The organism is Motilibacter rhizosphaerae (assembly GCF_004216915.1).
Classification (GTDB): domain Bacteria; phylum Actinomycetota; class Actinomycetes; order Motilibacterales; family Motilibacteraceae; genus Motilibacter; species Motilibacter rhizosphaerae.
Genome location: NZ_SGXD01000002.1, coordinates 162,172 through 179,519, shown reverse-complemented (window position 1 = coordinate 179,519; position 17,348 = coordinate 162,172). Strand labels below are relative to the sequence as shown.

Here is a 17,348-nt window from a genome sequence, read left to right as displayed (position 1 = left end):
GGAGTCACGCACCGCTGCGCCCGGCGTGTCGCCGCTCAGCGGGCGTCGAGCGCCTGCTCCACCGACCGCACGACCGCGGCCGGGTCGTCGACCTCGACGACCAGGCGGGCGTACTCGTGGTCCTGCAGCTCGACGACGACCGCGCGGGTGGTGTCGCGCACGTCCCAGAACACCTTCTCGCCGTCGGGGTGGAAGGTGCCCGCGACGACGACGCCGGGCACGTGCGCGCCGGGGCCCCGCCAGCCCTTGGGCTCCCGGGCCATGCCCGGGTCGGCGGTCGCCCCGCGCACGCAGCGCAGCGGGACGGCGATCCGCCGCTTGAGGGCGAGCAGGCGGTCGGCGCCCTGCAGGGTGACGACGAGCTCGTCGCCCTCGATCTCGAGGATGGCCACGGGGTGCTCCTTCAGGGGGTGGGCCAGCGCGCCGCCAGCCGCGCGCCCAGCAGGGCGGTCGCGACGGGGGGCACGCCGGCGGGTGGTGCCGCCGCGAGGCCGCGGTCGGCGAGCAGGTCGCAGGCCGTGCGCACCAGTGCGGCGGCCGAGGGGTCGTGGGGCGCTGCCTCGAGGGCGGCCACGAGCACGAGGTCGAGGACGTCGCCGCCCACCAGGTCCGCACCGTCGCGGGCGCGCTCGAGCGCAGCGGGGAGGACCTCCTCCACGTGCCGCGCGAGCACGGCGAGGAAGAGCCCCCGCTTGCTCGCGAACGCCTTGTAGAGGCTGCCCCTGTGCAGGCCGGTCGCGGTGACGAGGTCGTCGACGGACGTGGCCTCGTAGCCGCGCCGGCCGAAGGCCGCCGCGGCGGCCGCCAGCACGTCGGCCTCGTCGAAGCCCCTCGGTCGCCCCATGATGAGGACCGTACGCGTTGGTGAACGCGCAGTCAAGAACGAGCGTTCACGAATCCGGTTCGCCGCGGGGGAGCGGGTCTGGGAGCATGCTCCGCGTGACCGTCCGCACCGCCGCCCCCGTCCGCTGGACCGCGGTGCAGGAGCACCTCCAGGACTCCCCGCTGCTCGTGGCGGCCGGCGGAGGGCGCCCCGAGCGCACCCCCGTCTGGTTCATGCGGCAGGCCGGGCGCTCGCTGCCGGAGTACCTCGCCGTGCGCGAGGGGGTGCCCATGCTCGAGTCCTGCGCCCGCCCCGACCTCGTCACGGAGATCACCCTGCAGCCCGTGCGCCGCTACGGCGTGGACGCGGCGATCTTCTACAGCGACATCGTGGTCCCGCTCAAGGCCGTCGGCGTCGACCTCGACATCAAGCCCGGCGTCGGCCCGGTCATCGCCGACCCCGTCCGCACGGCCGCCGACCTGCAGCGGCTCCGGCCCCTCGAGCCGGGCGACGTCGCGTACGTCACGGAGGCCGTGCGCTCGCTGGTCGGCGAGCTCGGCAGCACGCCGCTCATCGGGTTCGCCGGCGCGCCGTTCACGCTGGCGACGTACCTCGTCGAGGGCGGGCCGTCGAAGGAGCACGCGCGGACGAAGGCGCTGATGCTCGGCGAGCCGGAGCTCTGGGCGGGGCTCATGTCGCGGCTCGCGGCCATCAGCGCGGCGTTCCTCCGGGTGCAGGTCGACGCGGGCGCGAGCGCGGTGCAGCTGTTCGACTCGTGGGCGGGCGTGCTGCCGCGCCGGCTCTACGAGGAGCACGTGGCGCCGTGGAGCGCGCAGGTGCTGGGCGCGCTGGAGGGGCGCGTCCCGCGCATCACCTTCGGGGTCGGCACGGGTGAGCTGCTCGGCTCGATGGCCGCCACCGGCGCCGAGGTCGTGGGCGTGGACTTCCGGGTGCCGCTCGACGAGGCGGCGCGCCGCGCAGCTGGCAAGCCGCTCCAGGGCAACCTGGACCCCGCCGTCCTGCTGGCCCCGTGGCCTGTGGTCGAGCGCGAGGTCCTGCGCGTCCTCGACGAGGCGCGCGACCTCCCGGGGCACGTGTTCAACCTCGGCCACGGCGTCCTGCCCGCGAGCGACCCGGACGTGCTCCGCCGCGTCGTCGAGCTCGTGCACGAGCGCACGGGGACCACCGCCGGCTGATCACGGTGCGTGTCGCGGTGCCGAGCCCGGGTAGGGGCCCTGGTGCCGGACGGTCCGGCACGACCGGAGCAGCCGGAGGCACGGTGAGCGAGCTCGGCCCCGCCGACGAGGCGCTGATGGTGGACGCGGACGTCCTCGACAGCGCGGGGACCCGGATCGGGTCCGTCACGGAGGTCTACCGCAGCGACAACACCCAGCACCCGTCCTTCGTGGCGGTCGACCTCGGGGACGCGGTCCGCTTCGTACCGGTCGAGGGCGCCGAGGTCACGGCGGGCGTGCTGCGGGTCGCGTTCGGCGAGGAGCTCGTGCGCAGCGCCCCCGAGTACGACGCGGAGGGCGGCCAGCTGGAGCCGGCCGATGCCGCGCTGCTCTACGACCACTACGGGCTGCCGCACGGGCTGCCCTACCAGCAGGGGAGTGCGAGTTGAGCGAGCAGACGCAGGACGAGCGCGGGCCGCTCGCCGGCCAGGCCGTCCGCGACTGGGACGGTAGCGGTGGCGTCGAGGGCGTGGCCGGCGAGCCGGCCCGCGAGGGGCACCTGCCGGCGGACGACGCCGTCACCCCGAGCGAGGCCTGGCACGGCGCGCAGGTGCGCGACGAGATCCAGCAGATCACCGACATCGAGCTCAGCGGCGAGCAGCTCACCGACGAGCAGCGCAGGGTCCGCGCCGAGGCCGAGGGCCACGCCGTGGACATGGAGGTGCGCCGTACGCGCGAGGGCCGCGCGGCGGGCGAGCGGGCGGAGGACGCATGAGCGAGGTCAGCGGTCCGGCGACGGCCCACACCGGGGAGGACGACCCCCACGTCGAGCCCGCGGCCACGGCCGAGGGCATGGTGACGCACGGCACCGGCGACGGCGGCAGCAGGTTCGGCAACGGCAGCACGCACAGCGCCGCGGGCACCGCCTCGCTCGACGAGCGGAGCAACGACGGGGCGACGACCGGCGAGAAGTTCTACGTCACCGACGCCGGGGAGCACGTGACGCTGCCGACGCGGGACGTGCCCGGCATCGACCAGTCCGAGGCGTGAGCCTGCCGGCCTAGGGCGCCGTGGCGAACCAGACGACGTCGGGCTCGCCGCGGCGTACCGGCACCTCCTCGCGGCGCACCCCACCTGCGAGTCCGCGCAGCCGCCGCTCGAACTCCGGCGACGGGCCGGCGCTCCACAGAGCGAGCACGCCGCCCGGGCGCAGCGCGGCGAGCGCGGTGGCGAGGCCGGCGTCGCCGTAGAGCGCACCGTTCTCCTGCCGCACCAGCCAGTCCGGCCCGTTGTCGGTGTCCAGGCACACCGCGTCGTACGCGCCGGGACGCTCGCCGAGCACGTCGATGACGTCGGCCACGACCAGCTCCACGCGCGGGTCGGTGAGCGCCGCCGCGCTCGCGGCTCCGAGCAGCCCCTCGCGGTGCCACCCGACGAGCGCGGGCTCGAGCTCCACCAGGGTGACGTGCGCCGCGCCCGCGTCGAGCGCCTCCTGCAGGCTGGAGCCGACGCCCAGGCCCCCGACGAGGACGTGCCCGCCGGGGCGTACGGCGCCGCTGACGAGCAGCCGCTCCGAGCGTCCGTCGCTCGTGTCCATGAGGAACACCCCGCCGGCGATGACCTCGCGCCGTCCCTCGTGCTCGCGCAGCACGAGCTCGCCGCTCACGCCCTGGGCGCGGGCCAGCACGCGGGGGCGGTCCTCGTCCACCCCCGCAGGCTAGCTAGGGCAGGGACGGTGCCGAGCGGCGGCGCAGCACCAGCCGGCGGGCCCACCAGACGAGCAGGGCGAGCACGAGCAGCGGGACCGCGAACGGCAGCGCGGCACCGAGGGCGGTCAGCACGACCTCGGTCGAGGCGGTGAACCCGTCCCACCCGGCGCCGAGACCGGCGACGAACCCCTTGCGGGCAGGACTCTTCGCAGCAGGCGGTGGCGTCGAGGTGAACGTTGCCGTCACGGTGGCGAGCGAGGTCTGCGCCCCCAGCGCGGCGCTCTGCCGCTCTAGCGACTCCAGGTCCGCCAGGCGGGACGAGAGCTCGCGCTCGAGCGCTACCAGCTGCGTCACGTTCGTCGCGCGGGAGTAGAAGCCGCGCACGCGCACGACGCTGGCCCGTGCGTTCGCCAGCCGCGCTGCGACGTCCTCCGACTGCTGCGTGACGTCCTGGACGGTGCGTCCGACCGCGAGCACCTTCCCCTGCGCCTCGACCTTCCGGACGAGGACGTCCACCTGACCGGTCGGGACGCGCAGCGTGACGGTGTCGGTCGTGAGGACGCGGCTCGGCAGGGTCGGCGTCGCTGGCGGGGAGCTCGCCGAGCTCGCCGGCAGCGGCTGCGGCTCGGAGCCGCTCTGCTCCCCGTCGAGCCGGCCGCCGAGCGCGACGGCGTCAGCCGCGGCCTTGCGCGCGGAGGCGACCGCGTCGTGGACCTGCACCGTCCGGGTCACGGTGACGATGAGGGCCTGCGCGTGCAGCGGCGTACGGGCCCGGCCGCCGCCGGAGGAAGCCTCGGCCGCCGAGCTGGCGGCGGCCGAGGCCCCGGCCGCCGGGACCGGTGCGGCCGGAGCGGCAGCCGTCCCCTCCATCTGCCGGGTGGCCGAGCCGCCTCCGGACGAGCCGGCCGAGGTGGACGAGGCGGCGGAGTCCGACTTCGCGTCCCCCGTGCACCCGGCCAGCACGAGCACGGCCAGCAGCGCCCCGCCTGCACCCCACATCCTGCGGGAGCGTCCCCTGTGCGCTCCCGTACGGTCCTGTCGCTCCATCTCGCCCTCCGGCTGCCTCGTCCTCCCGGTCGCAGCTCGGACGGACCCGGTGCCCGACAGGTTCCCGGCTCCCGGGTTGCGGTCCGGTCACGGTCGTGCGGACGGGCGGGACCGCGGATCTGAGAAGGTGGCCCCATGCACGTAGTGGTGGTCGGAGGAGGCATGGCCGGCCTGGCGGCGGCGCTGGAGCTCACCCGCTCCGGGGAGCGGCCGAAGGTGACGCTGCTGGAGGCGGCCGACCGGGTCGGCGGGATGGTGCGCGTCTCCGACGTGGGCGGGATCCCCGTCGACGAGGGCGCCGAGTCGTTGCTCGCGCGGCGGACCGAGGCCGTCGACCTCGCCCGCCAGGTCGGGCTGGGCGACCAGCTCGTGGCCCCCGCGACGACGAGCGCCGGCATCTGGAGCCGCGGCCGGGTCCACCACCTGCCCTCCGGCACGCTGCTCGGCGTCCCCACCCGGGTCCGCTCGGTGCTCGGCGCCGGCGTGCTCTCGCCCGCGGAGCGGGTCCAGGCGCTGGCCGGCCTGCTGCACGCCCCGGCCGTCCCCGACCAGGACGAGCCGGTGGGCGACTGGGTGCGCCGCTCGCTCGGCCCCGGCGTCGCCGACCGGCTCGTCGAGCCGCTGCTCGGCGGGGTCTACGCCGGGCAGGTCGACGAGCTCAGCCTCCGCTCGACGATGCCCGCGCTCGCGGCGCAGCTGGCTCCGGGGCGTACCGTCCGCGCAGTAGGGAAGCGCTCGCAGGCCACCGGCTCCCTGCGCCGCGGCCCCGTCTTCCAGGCCCCCGTCGGCGGAGTGGGGCGGCTCCCGCTCGCCACCGCCGCCGAGCTCGTGCGGCGCGGCGTGTCCGTACGCACCGGGGCCGAGGTCCGCCTGGTCGTGCGCGCCGACCGGGGGTGGCGGGTCGTGTTCGGCCCGGCGCGCGAGTCCCACGCGCTGATGTGCGACGCCGTCGTCGTCGCGCTCCCCGCCCCTCAGGCCGCCGCCCTGCTGTACCCCCACGCGCCGGTGGCGGCGACCGAGCTCTCCGGCATCGCGTACGCCGGGGTCGGCCTCGTCACGCTCGTGCTGGACGCGCGCGACGGCTCGTGGGCGCCGCACGGCAGCGGGGTCCTCGTGCCCGCGGTCGAGCGCCGCGTCGTCAAGGCCGTGACGCTGAGCTCGCGCAAGTGGGGCTGGTACGCCGACGTCGCCCCCGGCGCGCTCGTGCTCCGCGCGTCCGTCGGCCGCTACCGCGAGGACGACGTGCTCGACCTCGACGACGACGCGCTCGTGGCGGCCGTGCGGGACGACCTGCGCGACGTCGTCCGCGTGGGCGGCGAGCCCCGGGCCGTGCGCGTCACGCGCTGGCGCCAGGCGCTGCCGCAGTACGCCGTCGGCCACGTCGAGCGGGTCGCCCGGATCCGGGCGGACGTCGCGAAGGTGCCCGGGCTCGCGGTCTGCGGCGCGGCGTACGACGGGGTGGGGATCCCGGCCGTCATCGCCTCGGGCCGTGAGGCGGCTCACGGCGTGCTGCGCCCGCCTGCAGCGGCCGAGGGCGGGCACTGAGGGGACAATGGGCGCATGAGCGAGACGACCTCCAGCCCGAAGCCGAAGGCCCGCGACCTCAACGGGGTCATCCGCTACACGATGTGGTCCGTCTTCCGCGTCGAGGGCACGATCGGCGACGCCGGGCACCGGCACGCGCTCGCCCTGGAGGTCGAGGAGCTCTTCGCCGCGGCGGCCGAGAAGGACGACGTCGTGGTCCGGGGGACGTACGACGTGGCGGGCCTGCGCGCCGACGCCGACCTCCTCGTCTGGTCGCACGCGCCGACGAGCGACGCGCTCCAGCGGTTCTACGCCGGGCTGCGCCACACGCGCCTCGGCCGCTCGCTCGTGCCCGTCTGGTCCCAGATGGCGCTGCACCGCCCGGCGGAGTTCAACAAGAGCCACGTCCCGGCGTTCCTGGCCGAGGAGGAGGCGCGCGCCTACGTCTCGGTCTACCCGTTCGTCCGGTCCTACGAGTGGTACCTCCTGCCCGACGCCGAGCGCCGCGCCATGCTCGCCGAGCACGGGCAGATGGCGCGCGACTACCCCGACGTGCGGGCGAACACCGTGGCGTCGTTCTCGCTCGGCGACTACGAGTGGATCCTCGCGTTCGAGGCCGACGAGCTGCACCGCATCGTCGACCTCATGCGCCACCTGCGCGGGTCGACGGCCCGCCGCCACGTGCGCGAGGAGGTGCCCTTCTACACCGGGCGCCGCCTGCCCGTCGGCGACCTCGTGACGACCCTGCCCTAGCCGGCTCCGGGGAACTCCGGGACGCTCCCGCTCGCCGGCAGCCCGCCGGCGCGCTCAGCCGCGCGGTGGAGCAGGCGGGCGAACCACCTGTCCACGCCGGCGCTCGCCGCCGGGTCCTGCAGCTCCAGGTAGACCACCGAGCGCCCCACCTGGGCCCAGCCCACCCAGTGCCGGACTCCGGCCTCATCGGCGGGCAGCGCGACGACCTGCTCGGGGCGCTGAGTCGTCCCCAGCCCGCTGACCGCACGCGCCCCCGGCTGGCCGCGGTCGCGCCTGCTGCTCGTCGCGTACGCCGTGGCCGCCGCGGCCGTCGTCGGCAGGCGGGTCACCAGCTCGACGAGGGACGCTCCGGCGCGGGAGGCCTGCGCCGCGTACGCCCGCTCGGCCCCGCGCAGCCCGTGCGAGACCGCGCCGACGGGGACCCCCTGCGTGGAGTCGTCGGCGCTGCCCGGGCCGCCGCCGGTCGCCGACACCTGCCAGCCAGGCAGGTCCGCGGTGCGCAGCGCCACCGCGCGCGTCAGCTGGGCGCCGCGGGCGCTGACCCGGGCATCGGTGAAGGGGTTGACCCGCGTGCCGGCCGTCGGTGCCGCCGAGGGGGTGGGGGCCGCCGAGGGGGTGGGAGTCGGCGTCGCCGGCGCCGTGGCGGCGGGCGCGGGCACGGTCCGGCCCCCGGGCAGGGCGGAGCGCAGCCCGAGCGGCACGGCGACCACCACCGCCGCCAGTGCTGCCGCGGCGCCGGCCCGCTGGCGCGTGCGCCGCAGCCGCGCGCGGCGCTCCGCCTGCTGCGCCCGCTGCGGGTTCACGGGCACCGGCGGGTCGACGTCGTGGAGCAGGTCGCGCAGGTCTCGGGGGCTCATGCGGCGGTCACCTCGACGAGGTCGGCGAGCGCCGGCACGTCGCGCAGCTTGGTGAGCGCACGCGACGTGGTGCTCTTGACGGTCCCCGGGGAGATCCCGAGCAGCTCGGCGGTCTGCAGCTCGCTGAGGTCCTCGAAGAAGCGCAGCACGACGACCGCCCGCTGCCGCCGCGGCAGCTGGCGGAGGGCCTCGCGCACGACCTCGCGCGTCGTGGCGGCGTCCGCCGCGTCGCCCGCGACGGGAACCTCCGGCACCACGTCCGACGGGACCTCGTCGCGCCACTTGCGGCGCCACCAGGAGACGAAGGTCGTGTACATCACGCGGCGGACGTAGGGCTCCGGGTCTGCGCCCAGCGAGTCCCACCGGGTCCAGACCTTCGCCAGCGCGGTCTGCAGGAGGTCCTCGCTGCGCTGCTCGTCGCCGGTGAGCAACCAGGCACTGCGCAGGAGCGCGGCCGAGCGCGCGCCGACGAACTCGGCGAACGGCGGCGCGGACCCGCGCTCCACGTGCTCCACGCCCTCCATACGCGCTGCGTCCTCCTCGGGGTTGCGTCGTCGTGTCGTCCTCCGGCGGCAGGCAACCTCCGCGCCGCGCCACCGCGTACGAGGGGCATGAGGAACCTGCGCACCGCCGCCGTCACCACCGCCGCCGTCTGCTCCGCCGTCATCCCGGCGCTCGCCGCCCCCGCCTCCGCGTCCTCCGCGCGGGCACGCGTCGGCGACGCCGTCATCTCCCGCCCCGCCGGCTGGCACGTCGCCCGCACCGGCGGCACCGACATGGTGCTGCCGCGCCGGGGGGCCTACACGATCCTGTCGCCGACGGGCGACGAGGCCAGCGTCCACGGCCGCTCGGCGATCGACGTCCAGGAGGTGCGCTGGACCTCCCGCCCGCTGGCGCACTTCGAGGAGGAGTTCGGCATCGAGCGCCCGGTGGTGCGGCGCGTGCACGTGCCGGCGGGCACGGCGTACCGCGTCGACGACGGGGACAACGGGCTCCGCTACTACCTCGTGCTCGGTCGGCGGGAGGTCGTCCTGGTCCAGGGGTACGCGTCCGCCGCCGGGGACCGGAGGCTGCTCGCCGTCGCCCGCAGCGTGCGGTTCTGACGGGAGGGCCGGCTGCAGCGCGCGGTGCCCTGCTACACGGGGGCGGTGAAGCCGCCTTCGGGCCCGTCGCTGCCGCCGGGCTCGCGCTCTCCGCTCGCCTGCGCCTCGTCCTCGGGACCGGCGCCGTCGGCCCCCTCGGCGTCTGCAGCGAGGAAGCCGGGGTTGGTGGCCATGGCCGGGGTCGAGGTGGGAGCCGGGAGCACGGGCACGATGCCCGCGTCGTCGTCCGCGCTGCTGCCGGGGCCGGTGGGGATGCTCATGCGGTCTCCTCCTGGGTCGTGGGTGGGCGGGCTGCGCTGCTCCGTGCGGGCGCGCTGCTGCACGGGGGCGACGAAGCCGCCCGCGCTGCTACACGGGGGCGGCGAAGCCGCCCTCGGGCCCGTCGCTGGCGCCCGGCTCGCGCTCGCCGCTCGCGTGCGCCTCGCGCTCCGGGTGGTCGCGCTGCTCGAGGGCGTCGCCCTCGAACGCGAACGGTGCCGGGTTGCCTCCGCCCGCCCCGGAGGCGGGGCCGGGGACGGCCGGTACCACGACCTCGTCGGCATCCGCGTCGGTGCCCGCAGGTCGCTCGTCCGGAACGGTCATGGCGTACCTCCTCGTGGTCGTGCTGGTCCGCCTACCCGGGGTTCCGCCCGCGAACCGGCCGCCGCGTGGTGCGACCCGCCGCGACGCGGAGCAGATCTCGTGGCCACGGCGGCGGGTCGCTCCTCGTCGTGCGTCGGCGGTGTCGCGCCCGGAGGAGCGGGTAGCGCGGAGGGCATGAGCGAGAGCACGCACGCGACCTCCGCCGGCGAGACCGGCGGCCTGCCCGGGGCCAACGCAGCGCCCGTCACCGCCGAGGTCGCCGACGACGAGACGGCCCCGACGACGCTCGCGGGCGGCCCGGCCACGCCGGAGCAGGAGCGCCGCGAGGAGGAGCGGGGGTAGTCGCCGGCCCCGGCTGCGGCAGACTCGGCGGGTGGCCCGCGCGCGATCCCTCACCCGCGTGCTGGTCCTCGTCGTCCTGGCCCTGGCCGTCATCGTCCTGCTGCGCGTGCTCGCGCGCGGACCATGGCTCGCGGCACCGCGGACGCACCTCACGGTCCCCGTGCGGTACGTCTCCCGCACGTGGGGCGCCTCGCTGGTCGCCGCAGGCGTCGCCGTCGTCCTGCTGGCGGCTGCGGCGAGCCTGCGCCGCCGGGCCGTCGCGGCACTGGCGGCGGGCGCGGCTCTGGTGGGCTGCGCGGCGTACGCGGTGCAGCTGCTCGCGGTCACGCGCGGAGTGGTGCCCCCCGACCCGGGTGCCTGCGACGCGTCGAACCCGGAGGTCGGCCTCGCCATCGTGTGCGCCGTCCGGCTCGACCCGTCACCGGGCTGGCGCGGACGGCTGGCCGAGCGCCTGGCCGACCTCACCGGGGACCTGCCCGTGGTCCTCGGGCACGGCGGGAGCGGCATGCAGCTCGGCTGGGCGGCGTACGCGACGGGAGCCCTCCTGCTCGTCCTCGCCGCCGCCGGCCTCCGGCTCGCCCTGCGCGCTCCGGCCTAGCCGGGCAGACCGGCCTGGTGCTCCTGCGCGAAGTGGGCGGCCAGCGCCCGCAGGCGCCGCTGCGTCTCCCAGCGGAACGCGGCGAGCGCGACCGGCTCGACGGCGCGCGCGGCCCAGCGCGGTCGGCAGGTGAACGTCAGCGTGTACGCGACCTCGCTGGTGCCGCCCTCGAGGTCGGTGTGCCGCATCGACGCCGCCCAGGTCGCGAAGACCGGGGGCTTGTTCACCAGGACGACGGCGGCGAGGTGCGGCCGGTCGAACGTGACGTAGCGGGTGCGGAAGCTGAGCCCGCCCAGGCTCCAGCGCGCGCTGCAGACCGCCTCCACGCCCTTCGCCGGCGGGACGTCGCCGACGGTGTGCGCGGAGCGCAGCAGGGTGTCCCACGTCAGCCGCCGCGGGTAGTCGTGCACGAGGTCGAAGACCTCCGCGGCGGGCACGGGCAGCACCTGGCGGACGACGGCGTGGGCGGTCATGCCCGCAGTCCTACCCCTCCGCGGGCTCCAGCCGCACGGACACGGAGTTGATGCAGTAGCGCTGGTCCGTCGGCGTCGGATAGCCCTCGCCCTCGAACACGTGGCCCAGGTGCGAGCCGCAGGCCGCGCAGCGCACCTCGGTCCGCACCATCCCGAGCGAGCGGTCGCTGATGAGCTCGACCGCGTCGCTGGAGCTCGCGTCGTAGAACGACGGCCACCCGCAGTGCGACTCGAACTTCGTCTCGGAGCGGAAGAGCTCCGCCCCGCAGGCGCGGCAGGAGTAGACGCCGACCCTCTTCTCGTCGACGTACTCCCCGGTGAACGGGCGCTCGGTGGCGGCCTGGCGCAGCACGGCGTACTCCTGCGGGGAGAGCTGCTCGCGCCACTCCGCGTCGGACTTCTGCACTCGGTAGCTCATGCTGCGACCGTACGTCGCCGCCGGGCCGGCCGCCGTCGGTAGACTCCCCGGCCGTCGGGCCAGCACCGCCGCTGCTCGAGCCTGCCCGTGCGCCCAGCTCCCGGAGGACCCAAATGCCCGTACGCCGCGTCGCGCTGCTCACCGCCGGCGGCCTCGCCCCCTGCCTCTCCTCGGCGGTCGGCGGCCTCATCGAGCGCTACACCGAGATCGCGCCCGAGGTCGAGATCCTGCTCTACCCGGACGGCTACGCCGGCCTGCTCGAGGGCCGCGGCACCCTCGTCACGCCCGAGGGGCGCGCCCAGGCGGGCAACCTGCACCGCTTCGGGGGCAGCCCGATCGGCAACAGCCGGGTCAAGCTCACCAACGTGAAGAACCTCGTCGAGCGCGGCCTCGTCAAGGAGGGCGACGACCCGCTGAAGATCGCGGCGGACCAGCTGGTGACCGACGGCGTGGACGTCCTCCACACGATCGGCGGCGACGACACCAACACGACGGCGGCGGACCTCGCGGCGTACCTCGCGAAGCACGACTACGCGCTCACCGTCGTCGGGCTGCCCAAGACGATCGACAACGACGTCATCCCGATCCGGCAGAGCCTCGGGGCCTGGACGGCGGCGGAGCAGGGTGCGCTGTTCGCCCGCAACATCCTCAACGAGACGACCTCCAACCCGCGGATGCTCATCGTCCACGAGGTCATGGGCCGGCACTGCGGGTGGCTGACGGCGGCGACGGCCAAGGCGTACCGCGACCAGCTGGTGGCCGAGGAGCTCGCGGGCCGGTTCGCGCCCGCGCTCGGGCTCGACGCGCGCCGCCTCGACGTGCACGGCATCTACCTGCCGGAGCTCGAGTTCGACATCGACGCCGAGGCCGAGCGGCTCAAGGGCCTCATGGACCAGCACGGCGGGGTCAACCTGTTCGTCAGCGAGGGCGCCGGCGTCGCCACGATCGTCGCCGAGCTCGAGGCCAGCGGCGCGGAGGTCGTCCGCGACCCCTTCGGCCACGTCCAGATCGACAAGATCAACCCGGGCGCGTGGTTCGCGAAGCAGATGGCCGGCAAGGTCGGCGCGGAGAAGACGATGGTGCAGAAGTCCGGCTACTTCAGCCGGTCCGCCGCCGCCAACGCCGAGGACCTGCGCCTGATCAAGAGCTGCACCGACCTCGCCGTCGAGGCCGCGCTCAAGGGCGACGGCGGCGTCGTCGGGCACGACGAGGAGCGCGGCGGCGTGCTCCGGGCGATCGAGTTCGAGCGCATCAAGGGCGGCAAGGCGTTCGACACCACGACCCCGTGGTTCGTCGAGCTCATGGGCGCGATCGGCCAGCCGGTCGGCGCCACGGCCGCCCACTAGGCGCGGCTGCTGCCCGGCCCGTGGTCGTCGGCCCCGGGCCGCGGCGCACCTCCCTCGCACGAGGGAGGGAGTCAGCCAGGGCGATCCGGGGCAGAGGTGGAGGCAGCGGTCGAGCAGTGGCCGCGCGGAGGAGGTGGCGTCATCGACACGGGCGCCCGTCCGCCTGCCTCCCTCGCTGAGGAGCTGGCGGCGCTGGAGCGGGTCCGCGGCTTCGACGTGCGCGGGACGCTGGCGGCTGCCCGCGCGCTGCGCGAGCGCGCCTCCGTCGCGCAGGACGACGTCGCGGAGCGGCGGGCGCTGCTGGTCGAGGCCGACATGCTCGACCGGCTCGGCGACACCAGCGACAGCGTCCGGCTCGTGTGGGACGTCCACGAGTGGGCGCTGCGCCGGCAGCACGGCGGGCTGCGGGCCCGTACGCACCGGCTGCTCTCCTCGGTCTTCCAGAACCTCGGCGACGCCCCCAGCGGGCTCGAGCACGCGATCTCCGCGATGGAGGCCCTCGACGAGGAGGAGCCGGAGGTCGTCCGGCAGCGGTTCGTCACGATGCTGGCCGACGCGCTCGCCACCGCCGGCTCGTACGACTCGGCGCGGGAGCGCTACGAGGCCGCCGAGCGGGACCTGCAGCGGCTGGGGGAGATGGCCGAGCTCGTCCACGTGCTCAACAACCACGCCTACACCGAGTACGAGGCGGGCGACCTGCGCCGGGCGGACCAGCTGGTCACCCGGCTGCTCACCGTCGCGGAGACCCACGGGGTCGGGCTCACGGCCGCAGCCCGGGAGACGGTCGCGAGCATCCGCGTGGCCCAGGGCCGCTACGCCGAGGCCGTCGAGGTGGCCGAGCAGGCGATGGACTTCCTCGCCACGGGCCGCTTCGAGGAGATCGACCTGCAGTCGGAGCACGCGCTCATGCTGACGCTCGCGAAGGCCCGCCGGCTGCTCGGCGACTACGTCGGCGCGGACCTCGCTCTGCAGGGATGCCTCGCGGAGTCGTCACGGCGCGGCATCGCCGCCGTCTACGTCGGCGCGCTCGAGGAGGCGGCCGCAGCCGCGGCCGAGGTCGGGGACTTCGAGCGGGCGTACCAGCTCCACGTGGTCTTCCACGCGGAGTCGGAGGCGCTGCGCTCGCGCGAGCGGGAGGTCGCGGCGCGCACCTCGCAGGCGATCTTCGAGACGACCGAGGCGCGCGAGGCGGCGCAGCGGTTCCGCGAGCAGGCGATGCGCGACCCGCTGACGGGCCTGTTCAACCGGCGCTACTTCGACGACCAGGTCAACGTCCTGCTGGCCCTGGGGGAGCCCGGGCTCAGCATGGGGCTGCTCGACCTCGACCACTTCAAGAGCGTCAACGACGACTTCTCCCACGAGACCGGCGACAAGGTGCTCGTGACGGTGTCGCGCGTGCTGGAGCGGGTGGTGTCGAGCGCGGCGCGGGGGACACCGCGCCCGTTCGTCGCGCGCCTCGGCGGCGAGGAGTTCGCGCTGGTCCTGCCGGGCCTCGACGCGGCGGCCGCGGTGGAGCTGTGCGAGCGGATCCGCCTCGTGGTCGCGGAGCACCCCTGGTCCGCTCTGCTCGACGACCGGGTGCAGACGGTGAGCATCGGGGTGGCGCAGGCGCGCGCGGGGTCGTCGGTCGCGTCGCTGCTGCGCGAGGCGGACGCGAGCCTGTACGCCGCGAAGGAGTCCGGCCGCGACGCCGTCGTCTACTCCGGCAGCGCGGTGCCCCGGCGGGCGTGGCGCGACATCATCCCGATGCGCACGCCCAGCGAGGAGGTCCTCCCCTAGCGGGGACGGTAGCGTCGGCCCATGGCATCGCCGTTCGTCGAGGTCGAGGTCGAGGACCGCGTCGTCAAGGTCACGAACCCCGACCGCGTCTACTTCCGCGACGGCGGGCACACCAAGCTCGACCTCGTGCAGTACTACCTCTCGGTCGGCGACGGCATCGTCCGCGCGCTGTACGAGCGTCCCTGCATGCTGCAGCGCTTCCCCGACGGCGCCGACGGCGAGCGGGTCTACCAGAAGCGGGTGCCGCCGTCGCACCCCGACTGGCTGCAGACCGTGCGGGTGGCCTTCCCCAGCGGCCGGCACGCCGACGAGCTCTGCGTCACGCACCTCGCCGACGTCGTCTGGTGCGTGCAGATGTCGACGGTCGAGTTCCACCCCTGGCACAGCCGGCGGGCCGACACCGAGCGCCCGGACGAGCTGCGCATCGACCTCGACCCCCAGCCCGGCACCGACTTCGAGGACGCGCGGCGCGTCGCCCTCGAGGTCGTGAAGCCGCTGCTCGACGAGCTCGGGTGGCGCGGGTGGCCGAAGACCAGCGGCAACCGCGGGATCCACGTCTACGTGCGGATCCAGCCCGACCACGGCTTCACCGACGTACGCCGTGCTGCCCTCGCCTTCGCCCGCGAGGCCGAGCGCCGCGCGCCCGAGCTCGTCACCACCAAGTGGTGGAAGGAGGAGCGGGGCGAGCAGATCTTCCTGGACTACAACCAGAACGCCCGCGACCGGACGATCCGCTCGGCGTACTCCGTCCGCGCTCCCCAGGGCCACGTCTCGGCGCCCGTGACGTGGGAGGAGCTGGAGAGCGCCGTGCCCTCGGACTTCACGCTCGTCACGATGCCTCCGCGCTTCGCGGAGCTCGGCGACGTCCACGCGGGCATCGACGAGGTCGCGGTCGACATCGCCCCGCTGCTCGAGTGGGCCGAGCGCGACGCCGCGGACCGCGGGCTGGAGGACGCACCGTACCCGCCGAACTTCCCGAAGATGCCGGGGGAGCCCAAGCGCGTGCAGCCGTCGCGGGCCAAGCACGACTGAGCTCCCCACGACGTCGGGTGCCGCTCAGCCGGCGGCGACGATCCGGTCGAGCCACTCGACGAGCAGCGCGCGCTCCGGCTCGCTGAGCGCCGTGAGCCCGGCGGCCGACGCCCGCAGCGCCACGGCGGCGGGACGGACCCCCGCCGCTCCGCGGACCGGGCCGCTGACGAGGATCTGGCTGAGGGCGGCATCGAGCATCCGGTCGGCCAGCGTGAGGTCCCGCTCCTCGGGCGGGGTGGCCAGGAGCACGGAGACCGTGCCGCTGCCGGCCGCCGCGATGACGTCGACGGCCTGCCGCTCGTGCACGGCGAGCAGGCCGGCGACCGCGAGCCGGTGCACGCGCGCCTCGAGCACGCGCATGCCGGACTGCAGGGCGGGAGAGCGCAGGGCGCGCGCAGGGTCGCGGATGAGCCGGGAGAGCGCGGGGTTCGCGAGCTCGAAGTCGAGCTGGCTCTGCCACCCCGCGCGCAGGTCCTCGAGGGGGTCGACGTCCTGCGCCGCCGCGGCGCGCACGACCTGCGCCTTGCTCGACACGTACGTCGCGAGGACGTGCTCGGCCACGGCCTCGAGCAGGCCCTCCTTGTCGCCGAACAGGCGGTAGATGGCCGGCGCCTGGACGCCGGCTGCTTCCGCCGTCGCCCGCGTCGTGACGGCCGCGGGACCGCCCTCCTGCAGCAGGCGCGCGGCGGCCTCGACGATCCGGGTGCGGGTGTCGGTGCGGCGGGTGGGGGCCTCGGTCACGTACCAACGCTACCGCCGTCTTGCTACCACTGTGCTACCGCTGTTAGCGTCTTGCTGTTTCCACCGATAGCAACGGAGACCCGCATGATCGTCATCACCGGAGCGACCGGGGCGCTGGGCGGCGCCACCGTCGACCACCTGCTCCAGCACGTCGAGCCCGGCGCCCTCGCCGTGGTGGCCCGCGACCCCGCGCGCGCCGCGCGGTTCACGGACCGCGGGGTGGAGGTCCGCCGCGGCGACTACGCCCGGCCGGAGTCGCTGCGCGCCGCCTTCGCCGGCGCCGAGCAGCTCGTGCTCGTCTCCTCCAACGACCCGACCGGCGACCCGGTCGCCCAGCACCGCGGTGCCATCGAGGCGGCCGCGCAGGCCGGCGTCGGGCGGGTGCTCTACACGAGCCACCAGGGGGCGTCGGCCGCGTCCCCGTTCCCGGCCGCCCGCACGCATGCCGCCACGGAGGAGCTCCTCGCCGGCTCCGGCCTCCCGTGGACCTCGCTGCGGAACGGGTTCTACGCGCACAGCCTGGCGTTCCTGCTCGGGCCGTGGAGGCAGACCGGCCGGATCCGCATCCCCGGCGACGGTCCGGTGTCCTGGACCGCGCGGGAGGACGAGGCCGAGGGTGCGGCCGCGGTGCTGCTCTCCGCCGGGGCGTACGACGGTCCCGCCACCCTGACGGCGGCAGCGGCGCCGACGTTCGCCCAGGTCGCCGAGATCGCCGGCGAGGTCGCCGGGAAGCCGGTCGCCGTGGAGCTGGTCGACCCCGAGCAGTGGGTGGCAGAGGCGGTCGCGGCGGGGCTGCCCGAGGGGCGGGCCCGCTTCACCCTGGGCATCTTCCAGGCGGCCGAGCAGGGGTACTTCGCGGGGACCGACCCCCTCCTCGGCCGGCTGCTCGGGCGGGAGCCACGCAGCGTGCGCGACGCCCTGCACGCTGCTACGGGGTCCTGAGCCCGGACGGGTGGTCCTGCTGACCCGGGAGTGTGACGCGGCTCTCGTGGGCTCAAGCCCTGGTCTGGGCATGAATAGGGTGACCGGGTCGTTGATGCCGATGA

General features: G+C 75.7%; 24 protein-coding genes. 13 read left to right on the top strand and 11 right to left on the bottom strand.

Annotation, left to right across the window (positions count from 1 at the left end):
• Positions 1-35 precede the first annotated feature (35 nt).
• Together EV189_RS06330 and EV189_RS06325 are read right to left on the bottom strand one after the other, a co-directional pair.
• Positions 36-392: a hypothetical protein gene (locus tag EV189_RS06330; RefSeq protein WP_130492116.1), complete on the bottom strand. Its 357-nt coding sequence runs from the start codon at positions 390-392 to the stop codon at positions 36-38.
• A gap of 11 nt (positions 393-403) precedes the next feature.
• Positions 404-844 (bottom strand): TetR/AcrR family transcriptional regulator, encoded by a 441-nt coding sequence (locus tag EV189_RS06325; RefSeq protein ID WP_130492115.1) that lies wholly within the window; start codon positions 842-844, stop codon positions 404-406.
• Between the two features lie 86 nt (positions 845-930).
• Between EV189_RS06325 and hemE the strand changes: the two genes are divergently transcribed.
• From hemE to EV189_RS06305, 4 genes are all read left to right on the top strand, one after another.
• On the top strand, positions 931-2,019 hold the full coding sequence (hemE, locus tag EV189_RS06320) for a uroporphyrinogen decarboxylase (RefSeq protein ID WP_130492114.1): 1,089 nt from the start codon (positions 931-933) through the stop codon (positions 2,017-2,019).
• Positions 2,020-2,102: 83 nt separating this feature from the next.
• On the top strand, positions 2,103-2,447 hold the full coding sequence (locus EV189_RS06315) for a PRC-barrel domain containing protein (protein WP_130492113.1): 345 nt from the start codon (positions 2,103-2,105) through the stop codon (positions 2,445-2,447).
• Positions 2,444-2,773 (top strand): hypothetical protein, encoded by a 330-nt coding sequence (locus EV189_RS06310; protein WP_130492112.1) that lies wholly within the window; start codon positions 2,444-2,446, stop codon positions 2,771-2,773. Before EV189_RS06315 ends, EV189_RS06310 begins: the two co-directional genes overlap by 4 nt.
• Complete coding sequence (locus tag EV189_RS06305; RefSeq protein ID WP_130492111.1) at positions 2,770-3,048, top strand: hypothetical protein; 279 nt, start codon at positions 2,770-2,772, stop codon at positions 3,046-3,048. Before EV189_RS06310 ends, EV189_RS06305 begins: the two co-directional genes overlap by 4 nt.
• Before the next feature lie 10 nt (positions 3,049-3,058).
• Here the strand turns inward: EV189_RS06305 and EV189_RS06300 are convergent, their stop codons facing one another.
• Complete coding sequence (locus tag EV189_RS06300; RefSeq protein ID WP_130492110.1) at positions 3,059-3,706, bottom strand: spermidine synthase family protein; 648 nt, start codon at positions 3,704-3,706, stop codon at positions 3,059-3,061.
• Between the two features lie 13 nt (positions 3,707-3,719).
• A complete protein-coding gene (locus EV189_RS06295) occupies positions 3,720-4,706 on the bottom strand; it encodes a DUF4349 domain-containing protein (RefSeq protein WP_165400161.1) in 987 nt (328 codons plus the stop codon).
• Between the two features lie 183 nt (positions 4,707-4,889).
• Between EV189_RS06295 and hemG the strand changes: the two genes are divergently transcribed.
• Positions 4,890-6,299: a protoporphyrinogen oxidase gene (gene hemG / locus EV189_RS06290; RefSeq protein ID WP_130492108.1), complete on the top strand. Its 1,410-nt coding sequence runs from the start codon at positions 4,890-4,892 to the stop codon at positions 6,297-6,299.
• Positions 6,300-6,314: 15 nt separating this feature from the next.
• The gene (gene hemQ / locus EV189_RS06285; protein WP_130492107.1) at positions 6,315-7,031 is read left to right on the top strand and encodes a hydrogen peroxide-dependent heme synthase; all 717 of its coding nucleotides are present in this window, start codon (positions 6,315-6,317) and stop codon (positions 7,029-7,031) included.
• On the opposite strand, the gene EV189_RS06280 is transcribed toward hemQ, so the two are convergent.
• Both EV189_RS06280 and EV189_RS06275 read right to left on the bottom strand, forming a co-directional pair.
• Complete coding sequence (locus tag EV189_RS06280) at positions 7,028-7,888, bottom strand: hypothetical protein (protein WP_130492106.1); 861 nt, start codon at positions 7,886-7,888, stop codon at positions 7,028-7,030. The genes hemQ and EV189_RS06280 overlap by 4 nt on opposite strands.
• Positions 7,885-8,412 carry a SigE family RNA polymerase sigma factor gene (locus EV189_RS06275; RefSeq protein WP_130492105.1) on the bottom strand — a complete coding sequence of 176 codons (528 nt, stop codon included), beginning with the start codon at positions 8,410-8,412 and terminating at the stop codon, positions 7,885-7,887. Before EV189_RS06275 ends, EV189_RS06280 begins: the two co-directional genes overlap by 4 nt.
• 87 nt (positions 8,413-8,499) lie before the next feature.
• Here EV189_RS06275 and EV189_RS06270 point away from each other — a divergent pair, with 87 nt between their 5' ends.
• Positions 8,500-8,991 carry a hypothetical protein gene (locus EV189_RS06270; protein ID WP_130492104.1) on the top strand — a complete coding sequence of 164 codons (492 nt, stop codon included), beginning with the start codon at positions 8,500-8,502 and terminating at the stop codon, positions 8,989-8,991.
• Positions 8,992-9,023: 32 nt separating this feature from the next.
• On the opposite strand, the gene EV189_RS06265 is transcribed toward EV189_RS06270, so the two are convergent.
• On the bottom strand, positions 9,024-9,251 hold the full coding sequence (locus EV189_RS06265; RefSeq protein WP_130492103.1) for a hypothetical protein: 228 nt from the start codon (positions 9,249-9,251) through the stop codon (positions 9,024-9,026).
• Between the two features lie 88 nt (positions 9,252-9,339).
• Complete coding sequence (locus EV189_RS06260; protein WP_130492102.1) at positions 9,340-9,573, bottom strand: hypothetical protein; 234 nt, start codon at positions 9,571-9,573, stop codon at positions 9,340-9,342.
• Between the two features lie 174 nt (positions 9,574-9,747).
• Here EV189_RS06260 and EV189_RS20080 point away from each other — a divergent pair, with 174 nt between their 5' ends.
• Together EV189_RS20080 and EV189_RS06255 are read left to right on the top strand one after the other, a co-directional pair.
• Positions 9,748-9,915, top strand: a complete 168-nt coding sequence (locus EV189_RS20080; RefSeq protein ID WP_165400160.1) for a hypothetical protein — start codon at positions 9,748-9,750, stop codon at positions 9,913-9,915.
• A 31-nt stretch (positions 9,916-9,946) separates the two neighbouring features.
• Complete coding sequence (locus EV189_RS06255; RefSeq protein WP_130492101.1) at positions 9,947-10,513, top strand: hypothetical protein; 567 nt, start codon at positions 9,947-9,949, stop codon at positions 10,511-10,513.
• Here the strand turns inward: EV189_RS06255 and EV189_RS06250 are convergent.
• The gene (locus tag EV189_RS06250) at positions 10,510-10,986 is read right to left on the bottom strand and encodes an SRPBCC family protein (protein WP_130492100.1); all 477 of its coding nucleotides are present in this window, start codon (positions 10,984-10,986) and stop codon (positions 10,510-10,512) included. The two genes, EV189_RS06255 and EV189_RS06250, sit on opposite strands and share 4 nt — an antisense overlap.
• Positions 10,987-10,996: 10 nt before the next feature.
• The gene (gene msrB / locus EV189_RS06245; RefSeq protein WP_130492099.1) at positions 10,997-11,404 is read right to left on the bottom strand and encodes a peptide-methionine (R)-S-oxide reductase MsrB; all 408 of its coding nucleotides are present in this window, start codon (positions 11,402-11,404) and stop codon (positions 10,997-10,999) included.
• Between the two features lie 113 nt (positions 11,405-11,517).
• Here msrB and EV189_RS06240 point away from each other — a divergent pair, with 113 nt between their 5' ends.
• From EV189_RS06240 to ligD, 3 genes are all read left to right on the top strand, one after another.
• Entirely contained in the window at positions 11,518-12,750 is a 1,233-nt protein-coding gene (locus EV189_RS06240) for a pyrophosphate--fructose-6-phosphate 1-phosphotransferase (RefSeq protein ID WP_130492098.1), read from the top strand.
• 96 nt (positions 12,751-12,846) lie between these two features.
• Positions 12,847-14,529, top strand: a complete 1,683-nt coding sequence (locus tag EV189_RS06235; RefSeq protein WP_130492097.1) for a GGDEF domain-containing protein — start codon at positions 12,847-12,849, stop codon at positions 14,527-14,529.
• Positions 14,530-14,550: 21 nt separating this feature from the next.
• On the top strand, positions 14,551-15,561 hold the full coding sequence (ligD, locus tag EV189_RS06230) for a non-homologous end-joining DNA ligase (protein ID WP_130492096.1): 1,011 nt from the start codon (positions 14,551-14,553) through the stop codon (positions 15,559-15,561).
• A gap of 24 nt (positions 15,562-15,585) precedes the next feature.
• Here ligD and EV189_RS06225 read toward each other — a convergent pair whose 3' ends face one another.
• On the bottom strand, positions 15,586-16,302 hold the full coding sequence (locus EV189_RS06225) for a TetR/AcrR family transcriptional regulator (protein WP_130492095.1): 717 nt from the start codon (positions 16,300-16,302) through the stop codon (positions 15,586-15,588).
• An 84-nt stretch (positions 16,303-16,386) separates the two neighbouring features.
• Between EV189_RS06225 and EV189_RS06220 the strand changes: the two genes are divergently transcribed.
• Positions 16,387-17,244 (top strand): NAD(P)H-binding protein, encoded by an 858-nt coding sequence (locus EV189_RS06220; RefSeq protein WP_130492094.1) that lies wholly within the window; start codon positions 16,387-16,389, stop codon positions 17,242-17,244.
• Positions 17,245-17,348: the final 104 nt, after the last annotated feature.

What these genes read in the sequence shown, in the direction of transcription:
- EV189_RS20080 (WP_165400160.1), top strand. Translation starts at nt 9,748, where the DNA reads ATGAGCGAGAGCACGCACGCGACCTCCGCCGGCGAGACCGGCGGCCTG.
- EV189_RS06240 (WP_130492098.1), top strand. Translation starts at nt 11,518, where the DNA reads ATGCCCGTACGCCGCGTCGCGCTGCTCACCGCCGGCGGCCTCGCCCCC.
- msrB (WP_130492099.1), bottom strand. Translation starts at nt 11,404, where the DNA reads ATGAGCTACCGAGTGCAGAAGTCCGACGCGGAGTGGCGCGAGCAGCTC.
- hemE (WP_130492114.1), top strand. Translation starts at nt 931, where the DNA reads ATGCTCCGCGTGACCGTCCGCACCGCCGCCCCCGTCCGCTGGACCGCG.
- EV189_RS06260 (WP_130492102.1), bottom strand. Translation starts at nt 9,573, where the DNA reads ATGACCGTTCCGGACGAGCGACCTGCGGGCACCGACGCGGATGCCGAC.
- hemG (WP_130492108.1), top strand. Translation starts at nt 4,890, where the DNA reads ATGCACGTAGTGGTGGTCGGAGGAGGCATGGCCGGCCTGGCGGCGGCG.
- hemQ (WP_130492107.1), top strand. Translation starts at nt 6,315, where the DNA reads ATGAGCGAGACGACCTCCAGCCCGAAGCCGAAGGCCCGCGACCTCAAC.
- ligD (WP_130492096.1), top strand. Translation starts at nt 14,551, where the DNA reads ATGGCATCGCCGTTCGTCGAGGTCGAGGTCGAGGACCGCGTCGTCAAG.
- EV189_RS06270 (WP_130492104.1), top strand. Translation starts at nt 8,500, where the DNA reads ATGAGGAACCTGCGCACCGCCGCCGTCACCACCGCCGCCGTCTGCTCC.
- EV189_RS06295 (WP_165400161.1), bottom strand. Translation starts at nt 4,706, where the DNA reads ATGTGGGGTGCAGGCGGGGCGCTGCTGGCCGTGCTCGTGCTGGCCGGG.
- EV189_RS06280 (WP_130492106.1), bottom strand. Translation starts at nt 7,888, where the DNA reads ATGAGCCCCCGAGACCTGCGCGACCTGCTCCACGACGTCGACCCGCCG.
- EV189_RS06275 (WP_130492105.1), bottom strand. Translation starts at nt 8,412, where the DNA reads ATGGAGGGCGTGGAGCACGTGGAGCGCGGGTCCGCGCCGCCGTTCGCC.
- EV189_RS06265 (WP_130492103.1), bottom strand. Translation starts at nt 9,251, where the DNA reads ATGAGCATCCCCACCGGCCCCGGCAGCAGCGCGGACGACGACGCGGGC.
- EV189_RS06250 (WP_130492100.1), bottom strand. Translation starts at nt 10,986, where the DNA reads ATGACCGCCCACGCCGTCGTCCGCCAGGTGCTGCCCGTGCCCGCCGCG.
- EV189_RS06305 (WP_130492111.1), top strand. Translation starts at nt 2,770, where the DNA reads ATGAGCGAGGTCAGCGGTCCGGCGACGGCCCACACCGGGGAGGACGAC.
- EV189_RS06220 (WP_130492094.1), top strand. Translation starts at nt 16,387, where the DNA reads ATGATCGTCATCACCGGAGCGACCGGGGCGCTGGGCGGCGCCACCGTC.
- EV189_RS06325 (WP_130492115.1), bottom strand. Translation starts at nt 844, where the DNA reads ATGGGGCGACCGAGGGGCTTCGACGAGGCCGACGTGCTGGCGGCCGCC.